The following is a 16,195-nucleotide window of genomic DNA, read 5'->3' as shown; positions in this document are numbered from 1 at the left end:
AGATGAGTAGCACCAAATATATATTAGGCATTTTTGATGATCCCGATGATCTGATGCACGGGATTGACAAACTACAAAAAAATAGTGTTCCTATTTACGATGTTTACACGCCAATGCCTATCCACGGTATCGACGCTAAACTGGGTATCAGGGATTCCAGATTAGGTTACGCGGCCTTTATGTTCGGCTGTATGGGCGGTACAACCATTTTTACTTTGGTTTATTACTTCCTGGTACATGACTGGCCAATGGATATCGGCGGTAAAAACTTTTTCGCTATCCCCGATTTTATCCCCGTAACTTTTGAGTGGACAGTATTATTTGCATCATACGGTATGGCCTTTACCTTCTTTTTCGCTACGCACCTTTTCCCGGGTCGTGCACCAAGGGTAATGGACCTGAGAGCTACCAACGACAAGTTTGTGATAGCTATTGACGCAAAAGGAAATGTTCCACACGAGGATATCAACACAATATTAAAAGAAGCAGGGGCAAGTGAAGTTAAGCATAACGACAGAAAATATGTTAGCTATGAATAAATTTAGAATATTAGGAACAATAGTTATCATTATCGCTGCTTCGATTGTAGTAACGTCGTGCAAAGATAAAAGGAGTACCGGATGGGAGTACGCGCCTAATATGTACGAGCATATCGCATACGATCCGGATCAAAAGAACCCGAATTTTAAGGATGGCAAAACCGCGCAGGTACCACCAGCCGGAACTATACCGGTAGGTTTTACCAAGTTTGATTATCCAAACACAAAAGATGGATATGAACTGGCAAGCGTTGAAGTAAAAAGTGTGCTGGCCCAAACCCAGGCAAACTATAAAGAAGGCAAAATTTTGTTTGAACATTTTTGCTCTCCATGCCATGGTGTTAATGGTCAGGGTGATGGTTTGGTAACACAACATGGTTATCCGCCGCCGCCATCCTATTCAAAAGGACAATCATCACGTGGTGGTGCCATGAAAGACTTAACAGACGGTAAAATATACCATACCATTACTTACGGTGTAAATGCAATGGGTTCATACGCTTCACAGCTGGCCCCGGAAGAACGCTGGAAAGTGATCATGTATGTTCACCATTTACAAACTTTATAAGAATTAGAACTGAATGAATACTCATAATAGTTTAGACGAGCAATTTGTTTTTACCGGTAAGGCAAAAACATGGAGTTTAGCTGCCATAGTTGTTGGTGTAATAACCATAGCCGGTGGTTTTTTACTCGGTCATGGTGAGCGCACATTTGCTAATTTATTGCTGTGTGGTTATTACTTTGCCTGCGTTTGTACGGCCGGCGTATTTTTCTGCGCCCTGCAGTATGTAGCGCAAGCAGGCTGGTCGGCATCTTTGTTGCGTGTACCTCAAGCCTTTGCCAGGGTATTGCCAATAGCTGCGGTAATATTACTTGTTATCATTATAGCAGGTTTAAATTTAACTCACCATACCGAAGTTGGAGAAGGTAAGGAAGCTGTGGCCCCTTATTTATATAAATTATGGCACTTAGAGGGTGTTACTACTCCAGGCAGTGAAAACTATGATCCTGTTTTGGCAGGTAAATCCGGATTTTTGAACATGCCGTTCTTTTTGATCCGTATAGTTGTGTTTTTAGGCGCCTATGCCATATTTGGCTGGTTACTGGCTAAATATTCTGAAACTGAAGACGAATTGGGTGGTTTGTTCTATTACAAAAAGAGCTTCACTATTTCGGCTGCATTCCTGGTAATCTTTGGTTTTACTCAACCGGTATTTTCATTTGACGTGGTAATGTCATTAGAGGCACATTGGTTCTCCACTATGTTTGGCTGGTATAACTTTGCTGCCATGTGGGTAAGTACTTTATCAATTATCACTTTAACCATTATATTATTAAGAAAGAGCGGTTACATGCAATGGATCACACAGGATCACCTGCATAACCTGGGCCAGTTAATGTTTGGTTTCTCGATATTCTGGACCTATGTATGGTTTGCACAATTCCTGCTGATCTACTACGCTAACATCCCCGAAGAAAGTGTTTACTTCCTGAGAAGATGGGAGCCTGAATTTAAACCATGGTTCTGGTTAACCATTATCCTGAACTTTATGGCACCGTTGCTGATCATCATGTCACGTGATTCAAAACGCGCTACAAGCGTATTGAAAGCTACCTGTATCATTTTGATCGTTGGTCACTGGCTTGATTATTTTATCATGATTATGCCGGGTACTATAGGTGCGCATGGCGAATGGTGGTCTCAAATAACGCCTATTGAAATTGGTGTTGCCATAGGATTTGCCGGTTTGTTTACTTACTTGATGTTGAATGCTTTAAGCAAGTTCAAGTCGCTTGTTCCTAAAAAACATCCGTTCCTGCAGGAGAGCCTTCATCATCACATATAATAATTGTTATTTTTGCAACAAAATACAGAATACCAAACTGACATTAAAATGGGATTCAGAAAACTTATAAAGTCTAAAACATTACTATCGTTTATCACAGCGTTTATGCTTTTGGGCACAAACCTGCTGATGGCGCAAACAGAAGCTACAGCAAATACCGGAGGACAACCGGATACACCCCAGGTTGATTGGACCGGTGTTGCGTACTATTTGCTTTTATTTTTCCTGGTATGCCTTGGCGTAGCTGTAATAGGTAAAATTCTGAAGATATACGACCTTACACTTAAAATACAAGGTAAAAAAGGCATGAAATGGAACACAGTAATGGCAGTAATTTGCCTGGTGTTCCTGATAGCAGGTTTATACGGTGCTTACTGGTCGTTTACGGTACAGGGTAGCATGACCCTGCCGGAGGCTGCTTCTGTACATGGTGTTAAAATTGATGAGATGTTCACCGTCACTACGATTTTAACCATGATCGTGTTTTTCGTAACCCAGATATTGTTGTTCGGATTCTTATTCAACTACAGGCATTCTGATAAGCGCAGGGCTCACTTCCTGCCACATAACAATACTATTGAAAAGATCTGGACAATTGCGCCGGCCATCGTTTTAACTATACTGGTTGTGTTTGGCTTTTTCACCTGGCAAAAAATTATGGATAACACCGATGCCAAAGGCGAACCTGCTTCTATCAATGTTGACATTACCGGTCATCAGTTTGCTTGGGAACTACGTTACCCCGGCAAAGACGGCAAGTTAGGGCCTAAAGATTTCAGGCTGGTAACTGCCGCTAACAAGTTGGGTGTTAACTTTAAAAAACGCAGCAGCTTTGATGACTTGCAGGTTGATACTATGTATCTTCCGGTTAACAAATCAGTTAGGTTAAATATTCAGGCGTTAGATGTAATACACTCTGTATACATGCCTCATTTCAGGGTTCAGCTTAACGCGGTTCCGGGATTACCAACCTTCTTTAAGTTTACCCCAACTATTACTACCGCGCAAATGCGCACCCAGCTTGACGATCCTAAATTTGAATACTTGGTTTATTGCAACAAAATATGCGGTGGCGGTCACTATAACATGCAAAAAGTTGTACGTGTGGTTACCGAAGCCGAATATCAGGCTTGGCTGTCAAGACAAAAACCTTACTTGAGCGATGCTTTAAGAAAGGAATTACATTTTGCCGCTGCGGATCAGCCAAAAAAAGAGTCACAAAATAGGTTAGCGTTAAATAATTAATATAGAAAGAGAAGCGATATGTCAACATTAGCAGTTCACGACCACGGAGTAGCACATCACGACGATCACGGTCACGAACATCATCATAACCAATCGTTCCTGTCTAAATATGTATTTAGTATGGATCATAAAATGATTGCCAAGCAATTCCTGATCACAGGGATCACCATGGCAGTTATTGCAATGATATTGTCTATTTTGTTCAGGATCCAGTTAGCATACCCTGAAAAAACTTTCCCATTGTTAACAACATTGTTGGGTCGTTTTGCACCTAATGGTCGTATAAGCGCCGATTTTTACCTGTCGCTGGTTACCATTCATGGTACCATCATGGTATTCTTTGTGTTAACAGCCGGCTTGAGCGGTACTTTTGCCAACTTGCTGATACCTCTTCAGGTAGGTGCACGTGATATGGCATCTCCGTTCATGAACATGTTATCCTACTGGTTCTTCTTTTTAGCCAGTGTGGTGATGTTGTCATCGTTCCTGGTTCAAAAGGGCCCTGCCAGCGGTGGCTGGACAATTTATCCGCCGTTATCAGCATTACCAAAAGCGATGCCGGGTTCGGGCGAAGGTATGACCCTTTGGCTCATCAGTATGGTGATGTTCGTCGCATCCTCATTAATGGGTGGTATCAACTACGTAAGTACCGTATTAAACATGCGTACAAAAGGTATGGACCTTTGGAAAATGCCTTTAACTATCTGGGCTTTATTCCTTACCGCCATATTAGGTATCCTGGCATTCCCTGTATTAGTAGCAGGTGTGGTGTTATTGATATTTGACCGCAGCTTTGGTACCAGCTTCTACCTGTCAGACATCGTGCTGAACGGTGTACAACAGCCTTATGAAGGTGGTAGCCCAATTCTGTTCCAGCACTTGTTCTGGTTCCTGGGTCACCCGGAGGTATACATCGTAATTATGCCGGCAATGGGTATTTCATCAGAGATCATGTCAGTAAACTCACGTAAACCGATCTTCGGTTACCATGCGATGGTTTACTCTCTTATAGGTATCACCGTATTATCATTTATCGTATGGGGTCACCACATGTTTGTTACGGGTATGAATCCGTTTCTGGGTGGTGTGTTCATGATCACTACGCTGATCATCGCTGTGCCATCGGCGGTAAAAACATTTAACTGGCTGGCCACCTTATGGCGCGGTAACATCAGGTTTACACCTGCTATGCTGTTCGCCATTGGTATGGTGTCATTCTTTATATCAGGTGGTTTAACAGGTATATTCCTGGGTAACGCCGCACTGGATATTAACCTGCACGATACTTACTTTGTGGTTGCTCACTTCCACCTGGTAATGGGTTCGGCTGCTATATTTGGTATGCTTGCGGGTGTTTATCACTGGTTCCCTAAAATGTTTGGAAAAATGATGGACGAGAAATTGGGCTATCTGCACTTCTGGTTAACCTTTATCGGTGCTTACCTGGTGTTTTTCCCAATGCACTTTATGGGTCTGGATGGTGTACCACGTCGTTACTATGCCTTTACCGAGTTTGTAAGCATGCAACGCTGGTTAACCGTAAATACCTTTATTACATGGGCGGCTATCATGGCGGCTTGTGCTCAGGTAGCTTTCCTGTATAACTTTATATCTTCTATCTTCATCGGTAAAAAAGCCACTCAGAATCCATGGGAAGCAAATACCCTGGAGTGGACAACACCTGTTGAACATTTACATGGTAACTGGCCTGGCGAAATACCAACTGTTTACCGTTGGCCATATGATTACAGCAAGCCAGGTGCCGAAGAGGATTATATCCCTCAAACAGTTCCTTTCTCACAAACCATGAGCTCAAACTTACCTCATGACTTTGAAGATAACCCTAAAGGTTTAGAAGAATTGAACAAGTTTAACAGTACGCTGAAAGCAAACGAACAAGTAAAATAATTTATTGAGGAGTGGTGAGTAGTGAGCAGTGAATAGTGATTGAGTTATGAGTAGTGAATGGTGAGTTTTTAATCCGAAACTCACTGCTCACCACTCGCCGCTCACTACTCACCACTCACTATTCACCACTTACTATTTCAATGGGTATATCAGCATCAAAAATCCGGTTCCAGAAAGTCACGCTCACAACAATCATTATCCTTTTTGTTTTGATACTGGCCGGTGGAGTTGTGCGTAGCTCAGGCTCAGGAATGGGATGCCCCGACTGGCCCAAATGCTTCGGAAGATATATCCCACCCACCAACAGCGCCGATCTGCCAAAAGATTACAAGCAGAAATATGTAGACCAGCGTTTAGCCAAAAATCAACGTTTTGCCAAAACATTGGATGTATTTGGTTACAGCGATCTGGCTAAACGGATCCGTGAGGATAAATCGATCTTAGTTCCCGAAGAATTTAACGCCGAAAAAACCTGGACAGAATACATCAACCGTCTTATCGGTGCCATATCCGGCTTATTCCTGTTTTTATCAGCTGTATACGCTTTCAGCTACTGGAACCAAAGCAAGCGAATAGCTCTTTTAAGCCTGTTTAACTTTGTACTGGTAGGTTTTCAGGCATGGTTGGGCTCTATCGTCGTATCAACTAACCTGGTTGCCTGGATAGTTACCGTACATATGCTGCTGGCGCTGGCCATATTAGCTATATTGATATATACCTATCATAGAGCGAAAGTACTGGATACAAAAAAAATAAATACCGGTACGCTGGTATACATTATCACGTTGCTTGCTTTAGTAGCCAGCATTTTCCAGATAGCTTTTGGCACCGAGGTACGCGAACAAGTTGATGCGGTGGCAGCTCACTTTCAGGGAGGGTACCGTAATAACTGGATCAGCAGCGTGGGTGATATTTTTACCCATCACCGCGATATGGCCGTGTTGGTATTGGTGCTCAACATAATGCTATACGCTTTAATACGCAAGAATTTCGGCCGTCATTCTGTACATCAGCAATTGATGAGCTTTACTTTTTTAATGATTATGCTGCAAATAGTAACCGGTATATTATTGTCATACTGGGCTTTGCCACCAGCGGCGCAAGCCGCACACATTGTGTTGGCGAGCCTTATTTTCGGTGCACAATTTTATTTGCTGTTAAATTTATATAAACCAGTTAGTGTTAGGGGGATAAGCCGATGAATTGGAAGGATTTTTCAAAACTGGTAAAAATGCGGCTCACCCTTTTAGTGGTGTTTTCGGCATCTATATCTTTTTTGATTGGGAGTAAGGTTAACGGTCATATCGACTGGATCAACTGGATAAAATTAATTGTAGGCGGTTTTCTGGTAACCTCGGCGGCAAATTGCTTTAACGAGATCATCGAGAAAGACCTGGATAAGCTCATGAAGCGTACCATGGATCGCCCGATTCCGTCTGGAAAAATGAATACAGGTCAGGCCCTTGTTTTGGGGTTGGGTATGGGCATGGCTGGTACTTATTTGTTAGGCAGCCTTAACCTGCTAACCGGTTTGCTATCTGTATTTTCTATTTTGTTGTACGCCTTTGCTTATACACCATTAAAGCGTAAATCGCCTATAGCGGTGTTTGTTGGCGCTATCCCTGGTGCATTGCCACCACTGATTGGCTATGTAGCAGCGCACGAAAGAATTGATGAGATCGCCCTGATCCTGTTCGGGATACAGTTTGTATGGCAGTTTGTGCATTTTTGGGCCATTGCCTGGGTATTGGATGATGATTATAAACTGGCCGGCTTCAGGCTATTGCCAACCGGTAACCGTAATGCAGGAAGTGCCATAATTACCTTTATATTTGCATTGATATTGCTGCCGGTAAGTTTACTGCCAACCTTTTACGGTTATGGCGGTTACTATGTAGGCGGGGTATCCTTAATTTGCAGTTTAATATTCTTATACCAGGCTTTTGGCCTGTTACGCGCACAGACCATAGAGACAGCCCGTAAATTAATGTTCGGCTCCTTTATGTATTTACCTGTAGTGCAGTTAATGTTTTTGTTTGATTTTATAGGAAAAGTGAAATGATGGCTCAGATTCAAAAAGATAACGACAGGCTTGATCTGGCTCCCAAAAAATTCAACATGTGGATATTTATATTCACCTCGTTCATGTTTTTTGCAGCTTTAACCAGCGGGTTTATCGTTTATAGTGGTGGGAAGGGGCATGGCCTTAATGTAATTATGCCCGATGCATTTAAATATAGCACTGCCGTAATTATTATCAGCAGTATTACCTTGTTTTTGGCTTCCAAAGCCGCTAAACAGTTACAGTTTGCCAAACAGCGGCTGTTTTTGTGGCTTACTTTTGCGCTGGGTGTAGCGTTTTTTGCTATTCAGGTTTATGCCTGGTATGTATTAACCTACAAAATGAATGTGTATCTTACAGATCCAAACGCGTCCCGCTCATTTGTTTATATATTTACGGGGATGCACTTATTACACATAATTGCAGCTATATTGTTATTATTGAATACCCTTATAGGTACCTATAAGAACATTCCGCAGGTGCGTAACCTGTTTAAAATGGAAATGACCTCTATTTTTTGGCATTTTCTCGGAATTATATGGATTTATCTGTATGTTTTTTTACTTTTGAACCAAAATTAATACACCCATATATTAAGTACAAATGAGTACAGCAGTATCACAAATTGATGAAATAAAAACAACTCCATGGTCTGGAGGGAGATCACCCTTCAATGTGGAGTACGGAAAAATAATGATGTGGTTCTTTCTCCTTTCGGATGCATTTACCTTTTCATCGTTATTGATTTCTTATGGTGCATTACGTTTCAGCGCAAGCGTATGGCCGGCGGCTGATAAGGTTTTCCAATCGGTACCAGGTATGATTGACCATGGCGCGCCACTGGTTTTCGTAGGTATCATGACCTTCATCCTAATCCTGAGCTCTGTTACCATGGTATTAGCTGTGGAAGCAGGTCATCGTAACGCTAAAAAAGAAGTGATCTGGTGGATGATAGCTACTGTTATAGGTGGTTTTATGTTCCTGGGTTGCCAGGCTTTGGAGTGGGCTCACTTACATCATGAAGGTTTCTGGTGGGGAAGTACTCCAGCATTACATGAATTAAAAGAGTTTTTTACCGAAGGTGCAGGTACTGATGCAACGCGTCATTTAACGGCGCAGGAATTTGCAAACTTATTCTTTACCATCACTGGTTTTCACGGTTTCCACGTATTTACCGGAGTTATCATAAATATCATTATTACCGTTAATGTACTGTTGGGTACTTACGAAAAACGCGGTAGCTATCTAATGGTTGAAAAAGTGGGCCTTTACTGGCACTTTGTAGACCTGGTATGGGTATTCGTATTTACATTCTTTTACTTAGTATAAAAAATATTTATATGTCATCAGATTCACAAGAAGTTCACCACGAAGAAGGCGAACACGCAACAATGACCAAAGGAAGAATCATTAAAGTGGCTCTTATCTTATCGGCTATTACTGCAGTAGAGTTTATCATCGCTTTAATATTGGTGCCAAAAGGAATTTTAGCCATACAGTATGCAAACCCGGTATACATTGTTTTAACATTGTTTAAAGCGTTTTATATTGTTGCTTTCTTCATGCACTTAAAGTTTGAAAAAGTGGGTTTAGCCCTGTCTATCATTGTGCCGATACTATTTATTATAGGTTTGATCCTGGTATTGACTAACGAAAGCCATCACTGGATTACACTGAGGGGATAATGGCCGCAATAGCGAAAAAAATTGTAATCCTGGTGCTCATATTAGCAGTGCCAGGATTTTTGTATTATTTACTTACCGCTAAAGGTAAAAACAGGTATAAGCCACTGGCTATTTACGGTCAAAAAATAGTGGCCAAAACCGGGCACAAATTTCACGGTAAATATATACCCGATACCATCTATCACCAGCTGCCCGCCTTTAAGCTTACCGCGCAGGATGGTAAACCGGTAAGTGATTCAACCTTCAAGGGTAAAATATTTGTAGCCGGATTTTTTTATACCCATTGCCCGGCGGTATGCAGCACCATTAACCGTAATATGAGTTATTTGGTGGATACCTACCGTAAAAATAAGATGGTATATTTTACTTCGATCACTGTCGACCCGCAGCGCGATTCGGTATCGGTATTGAAAAAATATGCCGACAGCTTTAAGCCGGCCTCCAATCGTTGGCTGTTTTTAACTGGCGATACCACGTCTATCTACGGCCTTGCCCGCCAGGGTTTCCTGGTAAACGCGTTGAAGGAAAGTGACGACGATTTTATTTATAGCGATAACCTGGTACTGATTGATTCCGAGAAACGCATCCGCGGCTATTATAAGGGCGCCAATACCAATGATATTAACCGCCTTACCGACGAGATCAAAGTATTAATAGCTGAGGAACTACGCAAAGTTGATAAACCGTTGTATTGATTTCGGATTTTTCACTTTTGTTAATTTTTAATGGTGTTAAAGAGGGCTTCGCCGTTTCGGATGTTCGATTTCGGATTTTTGCCGGTGTTAAAGAAGCCTTCGTCGTTTAGGATTTAGTGTTTAGTTCTTAGTATTTAGAGTTTAGGATTTAGTATTTAGGATTTAGTATTTAGAGTTTAGTGCTTCGGATTTAGCATTTAGAGTTTACAATTTATAATATGTCTGATAAATTTATATTTCGCTTTGTAGCGGTGATTACCATAGTAGTGATAGCGCTGGTTGTTTTGCTCAACAGGCACTTGATACCGGGCCCTGCCGTTGCGCCATCGTTTACACCTTATTTGCCCATGCTTAATGCCGTGTTGAATGGCACGTGTACCATACTGTTACTGGTATCGCTATACTTTATCAGGCAGGGGAATATCCAAGTGCATAAAAATCTAAATATCCTCACTTTTAGCCTGTCGGCATTATTCCTGATATCGTACGTGTTGTTTCACTACCTCATGCGTAACGAGATCTTATACGGCGATATTAATGGCGATGGCTTGCTGTCTGATTCGGAAAGGGCCGCTGCCGGTGGCATGCGTACTTTGTACCTGTGTATCCTTACTCCGCATATTATACTGGCGGCAGGTGTATTGCCGCTTATTTTGCTCAGCTTTCACCGCGGTTTGCAGATGCAGGTGGCCAAACACAAAAAACTGGTACGCTGGACTTTCCCGATATGGTTGTATGTAACCGCATCAGGCGTTATTGTTTATTTAATGATACGGCCTTATTATCATTTTTGATTGGATAGTATCAAGTATCAAGACAAAAATTATATAAAACTCCCACGAGATTAGCGCAGCGTATCTCGTAGGTTGCATGACCCAAGCCTTCGGCTTACATTCAGCTGAAAGCAGATACAAAAATGCTCTTTGTCATTCTGAACGTAGTGAAGAATCTTCTTCGAGTTGCAATAACCGGGTGCTTTTTCTGAAGCAGAAGATCCTTCGCTATCGCGCAGGATGACAACCTTTATTGATTAATTTTCATCTTCCAAACACTTATAGTTAGAAACCCGCGGCAGTAGTAGAAGTGTAAAAAGGTCGTGATACTTGATACTGATAAACCACTTGCTGCGACATGAATAATTAGTTAAATTTGCCCGTATGAAAACAGGTTTTAAAATTATATTATTTGTATTTGCCCTGGGCCTTATGGTTTGCAGCAGGCAACCTGTAAAAGCTCAATGCGCGCAATGCGCCGCCACGGTTGAAACCAATGCCAAAAGCGGTGGTAATGCTGCCAAAGGTTTAAACAATGGTATTTTGTTTTTATTAGGGGCGCCTTACCTGGCAGCCGGCGTTGTTGGTTTTATCTGGTACAAAAAATATCGCCGTAAAAACGTCGATCTTAATATCCGTAAGGAAAAACTGCATCTGAATTAAGGTGCGCGTTTCGTGTTGCGAGGGTCGCGTGTAATGTTTGACATTCCCCGAACCTCGTTCCTCGAACCCCAACCCACACAACACATAAATCATCATGCCTCCAACTCCCAAATCATGGGCTATGCTTCACTGTAAATGTCCGCGTTGCCGCAGGGGGGATATGTTCCAGGGAGGTGCCTACAGCTTTTCTAATAAAATAAACCTCAATTGCCCGCATTGTAATTTACACTTTGAAATTGAGCCGGGATACTTTTATGCCGCTATGTATGTAAGCTATGCCTTAAATGTGGGCGAAGCTTTGGGCCTGGCCTGGCTCACCTTTCTCATCACCCATAATGCCGATTCGCCCTGGTTGTATCTAAGTGTCATAATTTTGGGTTGCTTTGCATTGGCACCTATAAATTTCAGATATTCGCGGGTACTATTGTTATATTGGTTATCACCCAAGATACATTACCAGCCATATTTAGATACCGATGATAAACCAGGAAAGTCTTGAATTTTTAAAGGATCTCGCAGCAAACAATAACCGAGAATGGTTTTTAGAGAACAAAGGGCGCTATGAAAAAGCCCGCGAAAATGTAATTGAATTTACAGTTGAGCTATTGACCGAAATGCACCGGGTGGATCCGGCGATCGATGAAACACTCGATCCCAAAAAATGCGTGATGCGTATTTACCGCGACATCCGCTTCCGGAAAGATAAAACACCTTATAAAATTAATTTTGGCATCAGTCTGCCCACACAGGGTACAAAGCTTGGCGGAGCTGAATATTATTTGCAGATCCAGCCCGGTGGCAACTCCTTTATTGCCGGCGGATACTGGATGCCCGAAGCCGCGCACTTAAAAGCCATACGTCAGGAAATTGATTACAACGCGCATGATCTGAAACAGATCATTGACTCCCCGGAATTCATCAAACTATTTGGCGATTTCAGGGCGCAGGAGCAATTAAAAACCGCTCCGCAAGGTTACAGCCCTGATAACGAAAATATCGACCTGCTGAAGCTTAAAAGTTTTATAGCCTGGCATAAGATAAGTGATAAAGATATCGTTAAGAAGAACGCGGCGGCGCAAATTGCCCAGGACTGTAAGCTCATTTACCCGCTTAACGTATTTTTAAGGAATGCGATGGCGTAGTTGTTTTTTTAAATTCTAAATACTAAGCTCTAAATCCTAATCACTAAATTCTAAACGCTAAATCCGAAATAAAATAAATCCGAATTTGAACATCCGAAACGGCGAAGCCCCTCTTTAACACCATTAAAAATTAATAACTGTTAAAAATCCGAAATAAACATAATCACAATGAAGATCACCTACTACCTGTTGGCCCTGGCTTTGAGTCTTACTTTTTACTCCTCCTGTAAGATCATGTCGCCAAAGGCTTACAAAGCTTTGATTGCCGAGCGAGATTCCTTAACCACCCGAACCGAAACACTGGAAACCCAGGTTTTTCAGCTCAGAGCTGATACCATGCGCCTGCACCGTGAACTGGCCAATTTGAGCAATAACAATAGTACTTTGAACAGCAACCTGAGCACCAGCTCATCAAAATTAAAACGTCTGGCCGCCGATCTGGAAAAACGCGAGGCCCGTTTAAAAGAGGTAGAAGATATATTGCGTAAACGCGATGAAGCCGCCAACGCGCTCAAAAATAAATTACAGCAGGCCTTGCTGGGCTTTCAGCAGAGCGGCTTAACGGTTGATATCCGTAACGGCAAAGTATATGTGTCGCTGGCCGATAAGCTGCTGTTTCCATCGGGTAGTATTGTTATTGACGATAAAGGTAAAGCCGCCCTGAAACAACTGGCCGTTGTACTGAACAAAGAACCCGATATTAACATGGCCATTGAAGGTCATACCGATGATAAAAAGGTAATTAACCTGGGCCAGATCAAAGATAACTGGGACCTGAGTGTACTGCGTGCCACCTCGGTTACCCGCTACCTGACCGAAGTTGAAAAAGTTGATCCGCACCGGTTAACAGCCACCGGCAAAAGCGAGTTCCAGCCCATTGATCCGGCCCCAACCAACGAGGCCCGCGCCAAAAACAGGCGCATCGAAATTGTGCTCACTCCACGATTGGATGAGCTGTATAATTTGATCACCAAATAACCCCCTGAAGGGGGAATGAAGGGCGCATGTATAAAAATATGTCATTGCGAGAGGAACGACGAAGCAATCTCCTCACGTTGCTATTTGAACTGCCATGAAAATTGCGTATTTATACAAAAAAATAGCCCGGCGCTCTTATCTTAGAGAGCCGGGCTGTTCTGTTAAGAGGAAAAATAGTCAAAAACAGATTAATAAATTAATACTTTTTAAAGTTTCAAAAACCACTCAAAACCGCGTTAAAATTTGTTAAAAAATGTTAAAACGATGGTTTTTAAGTATTTTTCGAGCGATTTTTACTCAATTTCGGCCCGAAAGTGTTAAAAATTAAGGTTTAAAAAGTTTTATTACATCTCTTTCATCAGGGTATTAAACATCACAAACTTTTCATCAAACTGCTGCTGATGGATAGCCTGGAATTTATGCAGGTGGTTCATATAGAACTGTTGAAACTGCTCAATACTTTCGGCATTATACTGGATGCAATAGGTAATCCCCTCATTCGGCGAATCAATAACCGTTAGTATCTTGTAGGACTGAAAACAGCCCGTAGCCATTATAGCAGGTATATGAACGGTCTTGATCCAGTTAAGCCACTCATCGTGAATGGTTTCCTCAATTATTATAGTATCGTTGTATACAATCATGATGGTACAAAAGTAATTAATTGGTTCATTAGTTCACTGGTTCATTAGTTTATTGATAAATAGTTCACTCGGGATAATAGGAGTTAAACTAATGAGCCAGCGAACCAATGAACTAAATTACGAATCTGCCTTATCGCCCCGCAACAGCCTGAAACGTTTGCGTGCCTCATTGATCCATAGGCTGCCAGGGTAGTTTTTAACGATCTTTTCATACCAGATTTTGGCGCTGGCTTTGTCGTCGAGTCGGTTTTCATAAATATCACCCAGCATAAAAACGGCATCATCGGCCCAGAGATCATTCGGATGGTCATCGGCTATTTTTTTCAGGAGAGGTACGGCAGCGGCATAATTCTTCTGCTGTATCAGTATCCTGGATTTCGACATCAGGATATCGTCGCTCAGGCTGTTGTTCGGGAATTTTTTGTCGATACTGTCCAGCGTCATCACAGCCTTATCAGGTTGTTCGGCAAATATCAGCAGATCGGCCCGGGCATATATTTTCAGGGCATTGCCTACACTGTCGGCAGCGGTATTGTCATTAATCAACAGCTGTAAATTAAGGGCGTCGTTGGCAATTAATTGCGATGTGGCAGCTTTTAACACATTAAGCTGCCCTTTAGCCCAGGTGAAATCGCCGGTGTAGTAAGCAAGCTTGGCATTCCGGAATTTGGCATCCTGGTTAATATCAGTATTGGGAAAATCTTTTTCAACCTGGCTGTACAAGAGGGTAGCTTCCCAAGGCTGTTTATTGATGAGGTATATATCGCCCAGGTCGAGCTTGCAGGAAGCCAATAACTCAGGTCTGATATTGGGAATGTTTACCGCGTCTTCAAGAAGCTTTTGGGCTTCGTTAAGTTTATGCAGTTTAAAAGCCTGCAGGTTAGCCAGTTTCTGCATGGCAAAAACGGTACTATTGTTACGCCCGAATTCGGTAATCAGATCGGTATAATCCTGCTCCAGACTGGTCAGATCAGCAGGAAGGTATTTGCCCGAGGTTACTTTTAAGTTCTTCGTGTTGATGAGCTCGATTTTGGCGGGTATGTACATGGGCGATGTTTTACCCTTGCTAATAATATACTCGTATCCACGGATAGCGGCATCATAAGCTTCATTGGAGTTTAGGGTGCGGCAAAGCTCAAAAATGTTGGTGCCATCGTCATTTTGCCTGCGGCTTAAAGCTAAGGCTTGGTTCAGGGCCTGATCAAACTCCTTTTGTTGCATAAATTGCCAGGTAAGCAGTTCGGCATATATCGTTTGCTGCGGGTCTTTTTGTATGCGTCGCAGCAGGTTCGATTTTAGCATATTATAATCGGGATCGCCTTCATAAATAGTTGAGAATGCGTTTTCGGCCTGGGAAATAAAATTAGGGTTTGCCGGTAAAAAATTCAGGTATTCTTCGGTAAGATTTACCTTATCCCTTTTAAAACGATAAAGATTAATGAGCTCATAAGTAAACGCTTCGTTATTATTGAGCATTTTGCGGCCTTGCTGAAATATTTTTATCGCATAATCCAGATTAGAACTTTGATAAAACTGACCGGCGAGCATGGATATCTCATTACGATCAGCAGGCAGGTTTTTAATCAGGTCGTCATAAATGACGTCGGCCTTGCTTAGGTTGCCCTGTTGGGTATAAACTGTGCCCAGTGTAATTTGGTACTGATGTTCGTTTGGGTGCTTGCGTACCAGCTTTTTTACCACACTTTCGGCCTCATCAAATTTTTTGAGGCTGAGCAGGGTGTTCACATAGTAGGAGTAATAACCTTCGTTGTTCTGTTTATATAGTTTCTGGTATATTTCCAGGGCTTTTTGAGGTTCGCCATTGGTGGCGTATTGTTTGGCTAATTGCAGGTCATTATCCTGCGCAAAAAGCCGGGTGGTCATCGCCAAGACAATAATAACAGTATTTAATAAAGCCCTCATCTGCTCAAAAATAGTCAATTAATAATTACTATGTTTCGGGGAATTTATTTTAATATTATATAACATTACAGGTGGGTAAAATTGTAGT

18 protein-coding genes are annotated in these 16,195 nt (G+C 42.1%); 16 read left to right on the top strand and 2 right to left on the bottom strand.

The genetic code is table 11. The features are described from left to right. Window positions 1–2: 2 nt before the first annotated feature. The 16 genes from ACNURT_RS24465 (at window position 3) to ACNURT_RS24390 (ending at window position 13,540) form a co-directional block, all read left to right on the top strand. A complete protein-coding gene (locus ACNURT_RS24465; protein ID WP_370997239.1) occupies window positions 3–539 on the top strand; it encodes a DUF3341 domain-containing protein in 537 nt (178 codons plus the stop codon). Further along, a complete protein-coding gene (locus ACNURT_RS24460) occupies window positions 523–1,107 on the top strand; it encodes a c-type cytochrome (protein ID WP_370997240.1) in 585 nt (194 codons plus the stop codon). The genes ACNURT_RS24465 and ACNURT_RS24460 overlap by 17 nt, the downstream gene beginning before the upstream one ends. Before the next feature lie 13 nt (window positions 1,108–1,120). Continuing rightward, entirely contained in the window at window positions 1,121–2,389 is a 1,269-nt protein-coding gene (locus tag ACNURT_RS24455; protein WP_370997242.1) for a quinol:cytochrome C oxidoreductase, read from the top strand. Window positions 2,390–2,437: 48 nt separating this feature from the next. Beyond that, complete coding sequence (locus ACNURT_RS24450; protein ID WP_419699873.1) at window positions 2,438–3,634, top strand: cytochrome c oxidase subunit II; 1,197 nt, start codon at window positions 2,438–2,440, stop codon at window positions 3,632–3,634. Window positions 3,635–3,652: 18 nt separating this feature from the next. Then, a complete protein-coding gene (locus ACNURT_RS24445; RefSeq protein WP_370997244.1) occupies window positions 3,653–5,542 on the top strand; it encodes a cytochrome c oxidase subunit I in 1,890 nt (629 codons plus the stop codon). Between the two features lie 140 nt (window positions 5,543–5,682). Then, window positions 5,683–6,744 carry a COX15/CtaA family protein gene (locus tag ACNURT_RS24440; protein ID WP_419699872.1) on the top strand — a complete coding sequence of 354 codons (1,062 nt, stop codon included), beginning with the start codon at window positions 5,683–5,685 and terminating at the stop codon, window positions 6,742–6,744. Further along, window positions 6,741–7,604: a heme o synthase gene (gene cyoE, locus ACNURT_RS24435; RefSeq protein ID WP_419699871.1), complete on the top strand. Its 864-nt coding sequence runs from the start codon at window positions 6,741–6,743 to the stop codon at window positions 7,602–7,604. Before ACNURT_RS24440 ends, cyoE begins: the two co-directional genes overlap by 4 nt. Continuing rightward, on the top strand, window positions 7,601–8,185 hold the full coding sequence (locus tag ACNURT_RS24430) for a cytochrome c oxidase subunit 3 (protein ID WP_419699870.1): 585 nt from the start codon (window positions 7,601–7,603) through the stop codon (window positions 8,183–8,185). The genes cyoE and ACNURT_RS24430 overlap by 4 nt, the downstream gene beginning before the upstream one ends. Window positions 8,186–8,207: 22 nt before the next feature. Next, window positions 8,208–8,933, top strand: a complete 726-nt coding sequence (locus ACNURT_RS24425; RefSeq protein ID WP_370997251.1) for a cytochrome c oxidase subunit 3 — start codon at window positions 8,208–8,210, stop codon at window positions 8,931–8,933. Between the two features lie 11 nt (window positions 8,934–8,944). Beyond that, complete coding sequence (locus ACNURT_RS24420; RefSeq protein ID WP_370997252.1) at window positions 8,945–9,289, top strand: cytochrome C oxidase subunit IV family protein; 345 nt, start codon at window positions 8,945–8,947, stop codon at window positions 9,287–9,289. Next, on the top strand, window positions 9,289–9,984 hold the full coding sequence (locus ACNURT_RS24415) for an SCO family protein (protein WP_419699869.1): 696 nt from the start codon (window positions 9,289–9,291) through the stop codon (window positions 9,982–9,984). Before ACNURT_RS24420 ends, ACNURT_RS24415 begins: the two co-directional genes overlap by 1 nt. Window positions 9,985–10,202: 218 nt before the next feature. Further along, on the top strand, window positions 10,203–10,778 hold the full coding sequence (locus tag ACNURT_RS24410) for a DUF420 domain-containing protein (RefSeq protein WP_370997255.1): 576 nt from the start codon (window positions 10,203–10,205) through the stop codon (window positions 10,776–10,778). Between the two features lie 363 nt (window positions 10,779–11,141). Next, entirely contained in the window at window positions 11,142–11,420 is a 279-nt protein-coding gene (locus ACNURT_RS24405) for a hypothetical protein (protein ID WP_166091289.1), read from the top strand. A 94-nt stretch (window positions 11,421–11,514) separates the two neighbouring features. After that, complete coding sequence (locus ACNURT_RS24400) at window positions 11,515–11,919, top strand: DUF983 domain-containing protein (protein ID WP_370997259.1); 405 nt, start codon at window positions 11,515–11,517, stop codon at window positions 11,917–11,919. Next, a complete protein-coding gene (locus ACNURT_RS24395) occupies window positions 11,897–12,562 on the top strand; it encodes a DUF2461 domain-containing protein (RefSeq protein WP_419699868.1) in 666 nt (221 codons plus the stop codon). Before ACNURT_RS24400 ends, ACNURT_RS24395 begins: the two co-directional genes overlap by 23 nt. A gap of 168 nt (window positions 12,563–12,730) precedes the next feature. Then, entirely contained in the window at window positions 12,731–13,540 is an 810-nt protein-coding gene (locus ACNURT_RS24390; RefSeq protein WP_419699867.1) for an OmpA/MotB family protein, read from the top strand. A 344-nt stretch (window positions 13,541–13,884) separates the two neighbouring features. Here ACNURT_RS24390 and ACNURT_RS24385 read toward each other — a convergent pair whose 3' ends face one another. Both ACNURT_RS24385 and ACNURT_RS24380 read right to left on the bottom strand, forming a co-directional pair. Continuing rightward, window positions 13,885–14,184, bottom strand: coding sequence for a DUF4286 family protein (locus tag ACNURT_RS24385; RefSeq protein ID WP_419699866.1), 300 nt, complete (start codon window positions 14,182–14,184; stop codon window positions 13,885–13,887). A gap of 117 nt (window positions 14,185–14,301) precedes the next feature. After that, on the bottom strand, window positions 14,302–16,107 hold the full coding sequence (locus ACNURT_RS24380) for a tetratricopeptide repeat protein (RefSeq protein ID WP_419699865.1): 1,806 nt from the start codon (window positions 16,105–16,107) through the stop codon (window positions 14,302–14,304). Between the last annotated feature and the right edge of the window lie 88 nt (window positions 16,108–16,195).

The sequence above is a fragment of the Mucilaginibacter sp. NFX135 genome (assembly GCF_048565145.1).
In the GTDB taxonomy this organism is placed as follows: Bacteria; Bacteroidota; Bacteroidia; order Sphingobacteriales; family Sphingobacteriaceae; genus Mucilaginibacter.
Note: the sequence above shows the minus strand (reverse complement) of the source record. Positions and strands in the feature narration are given on the sequence as shown.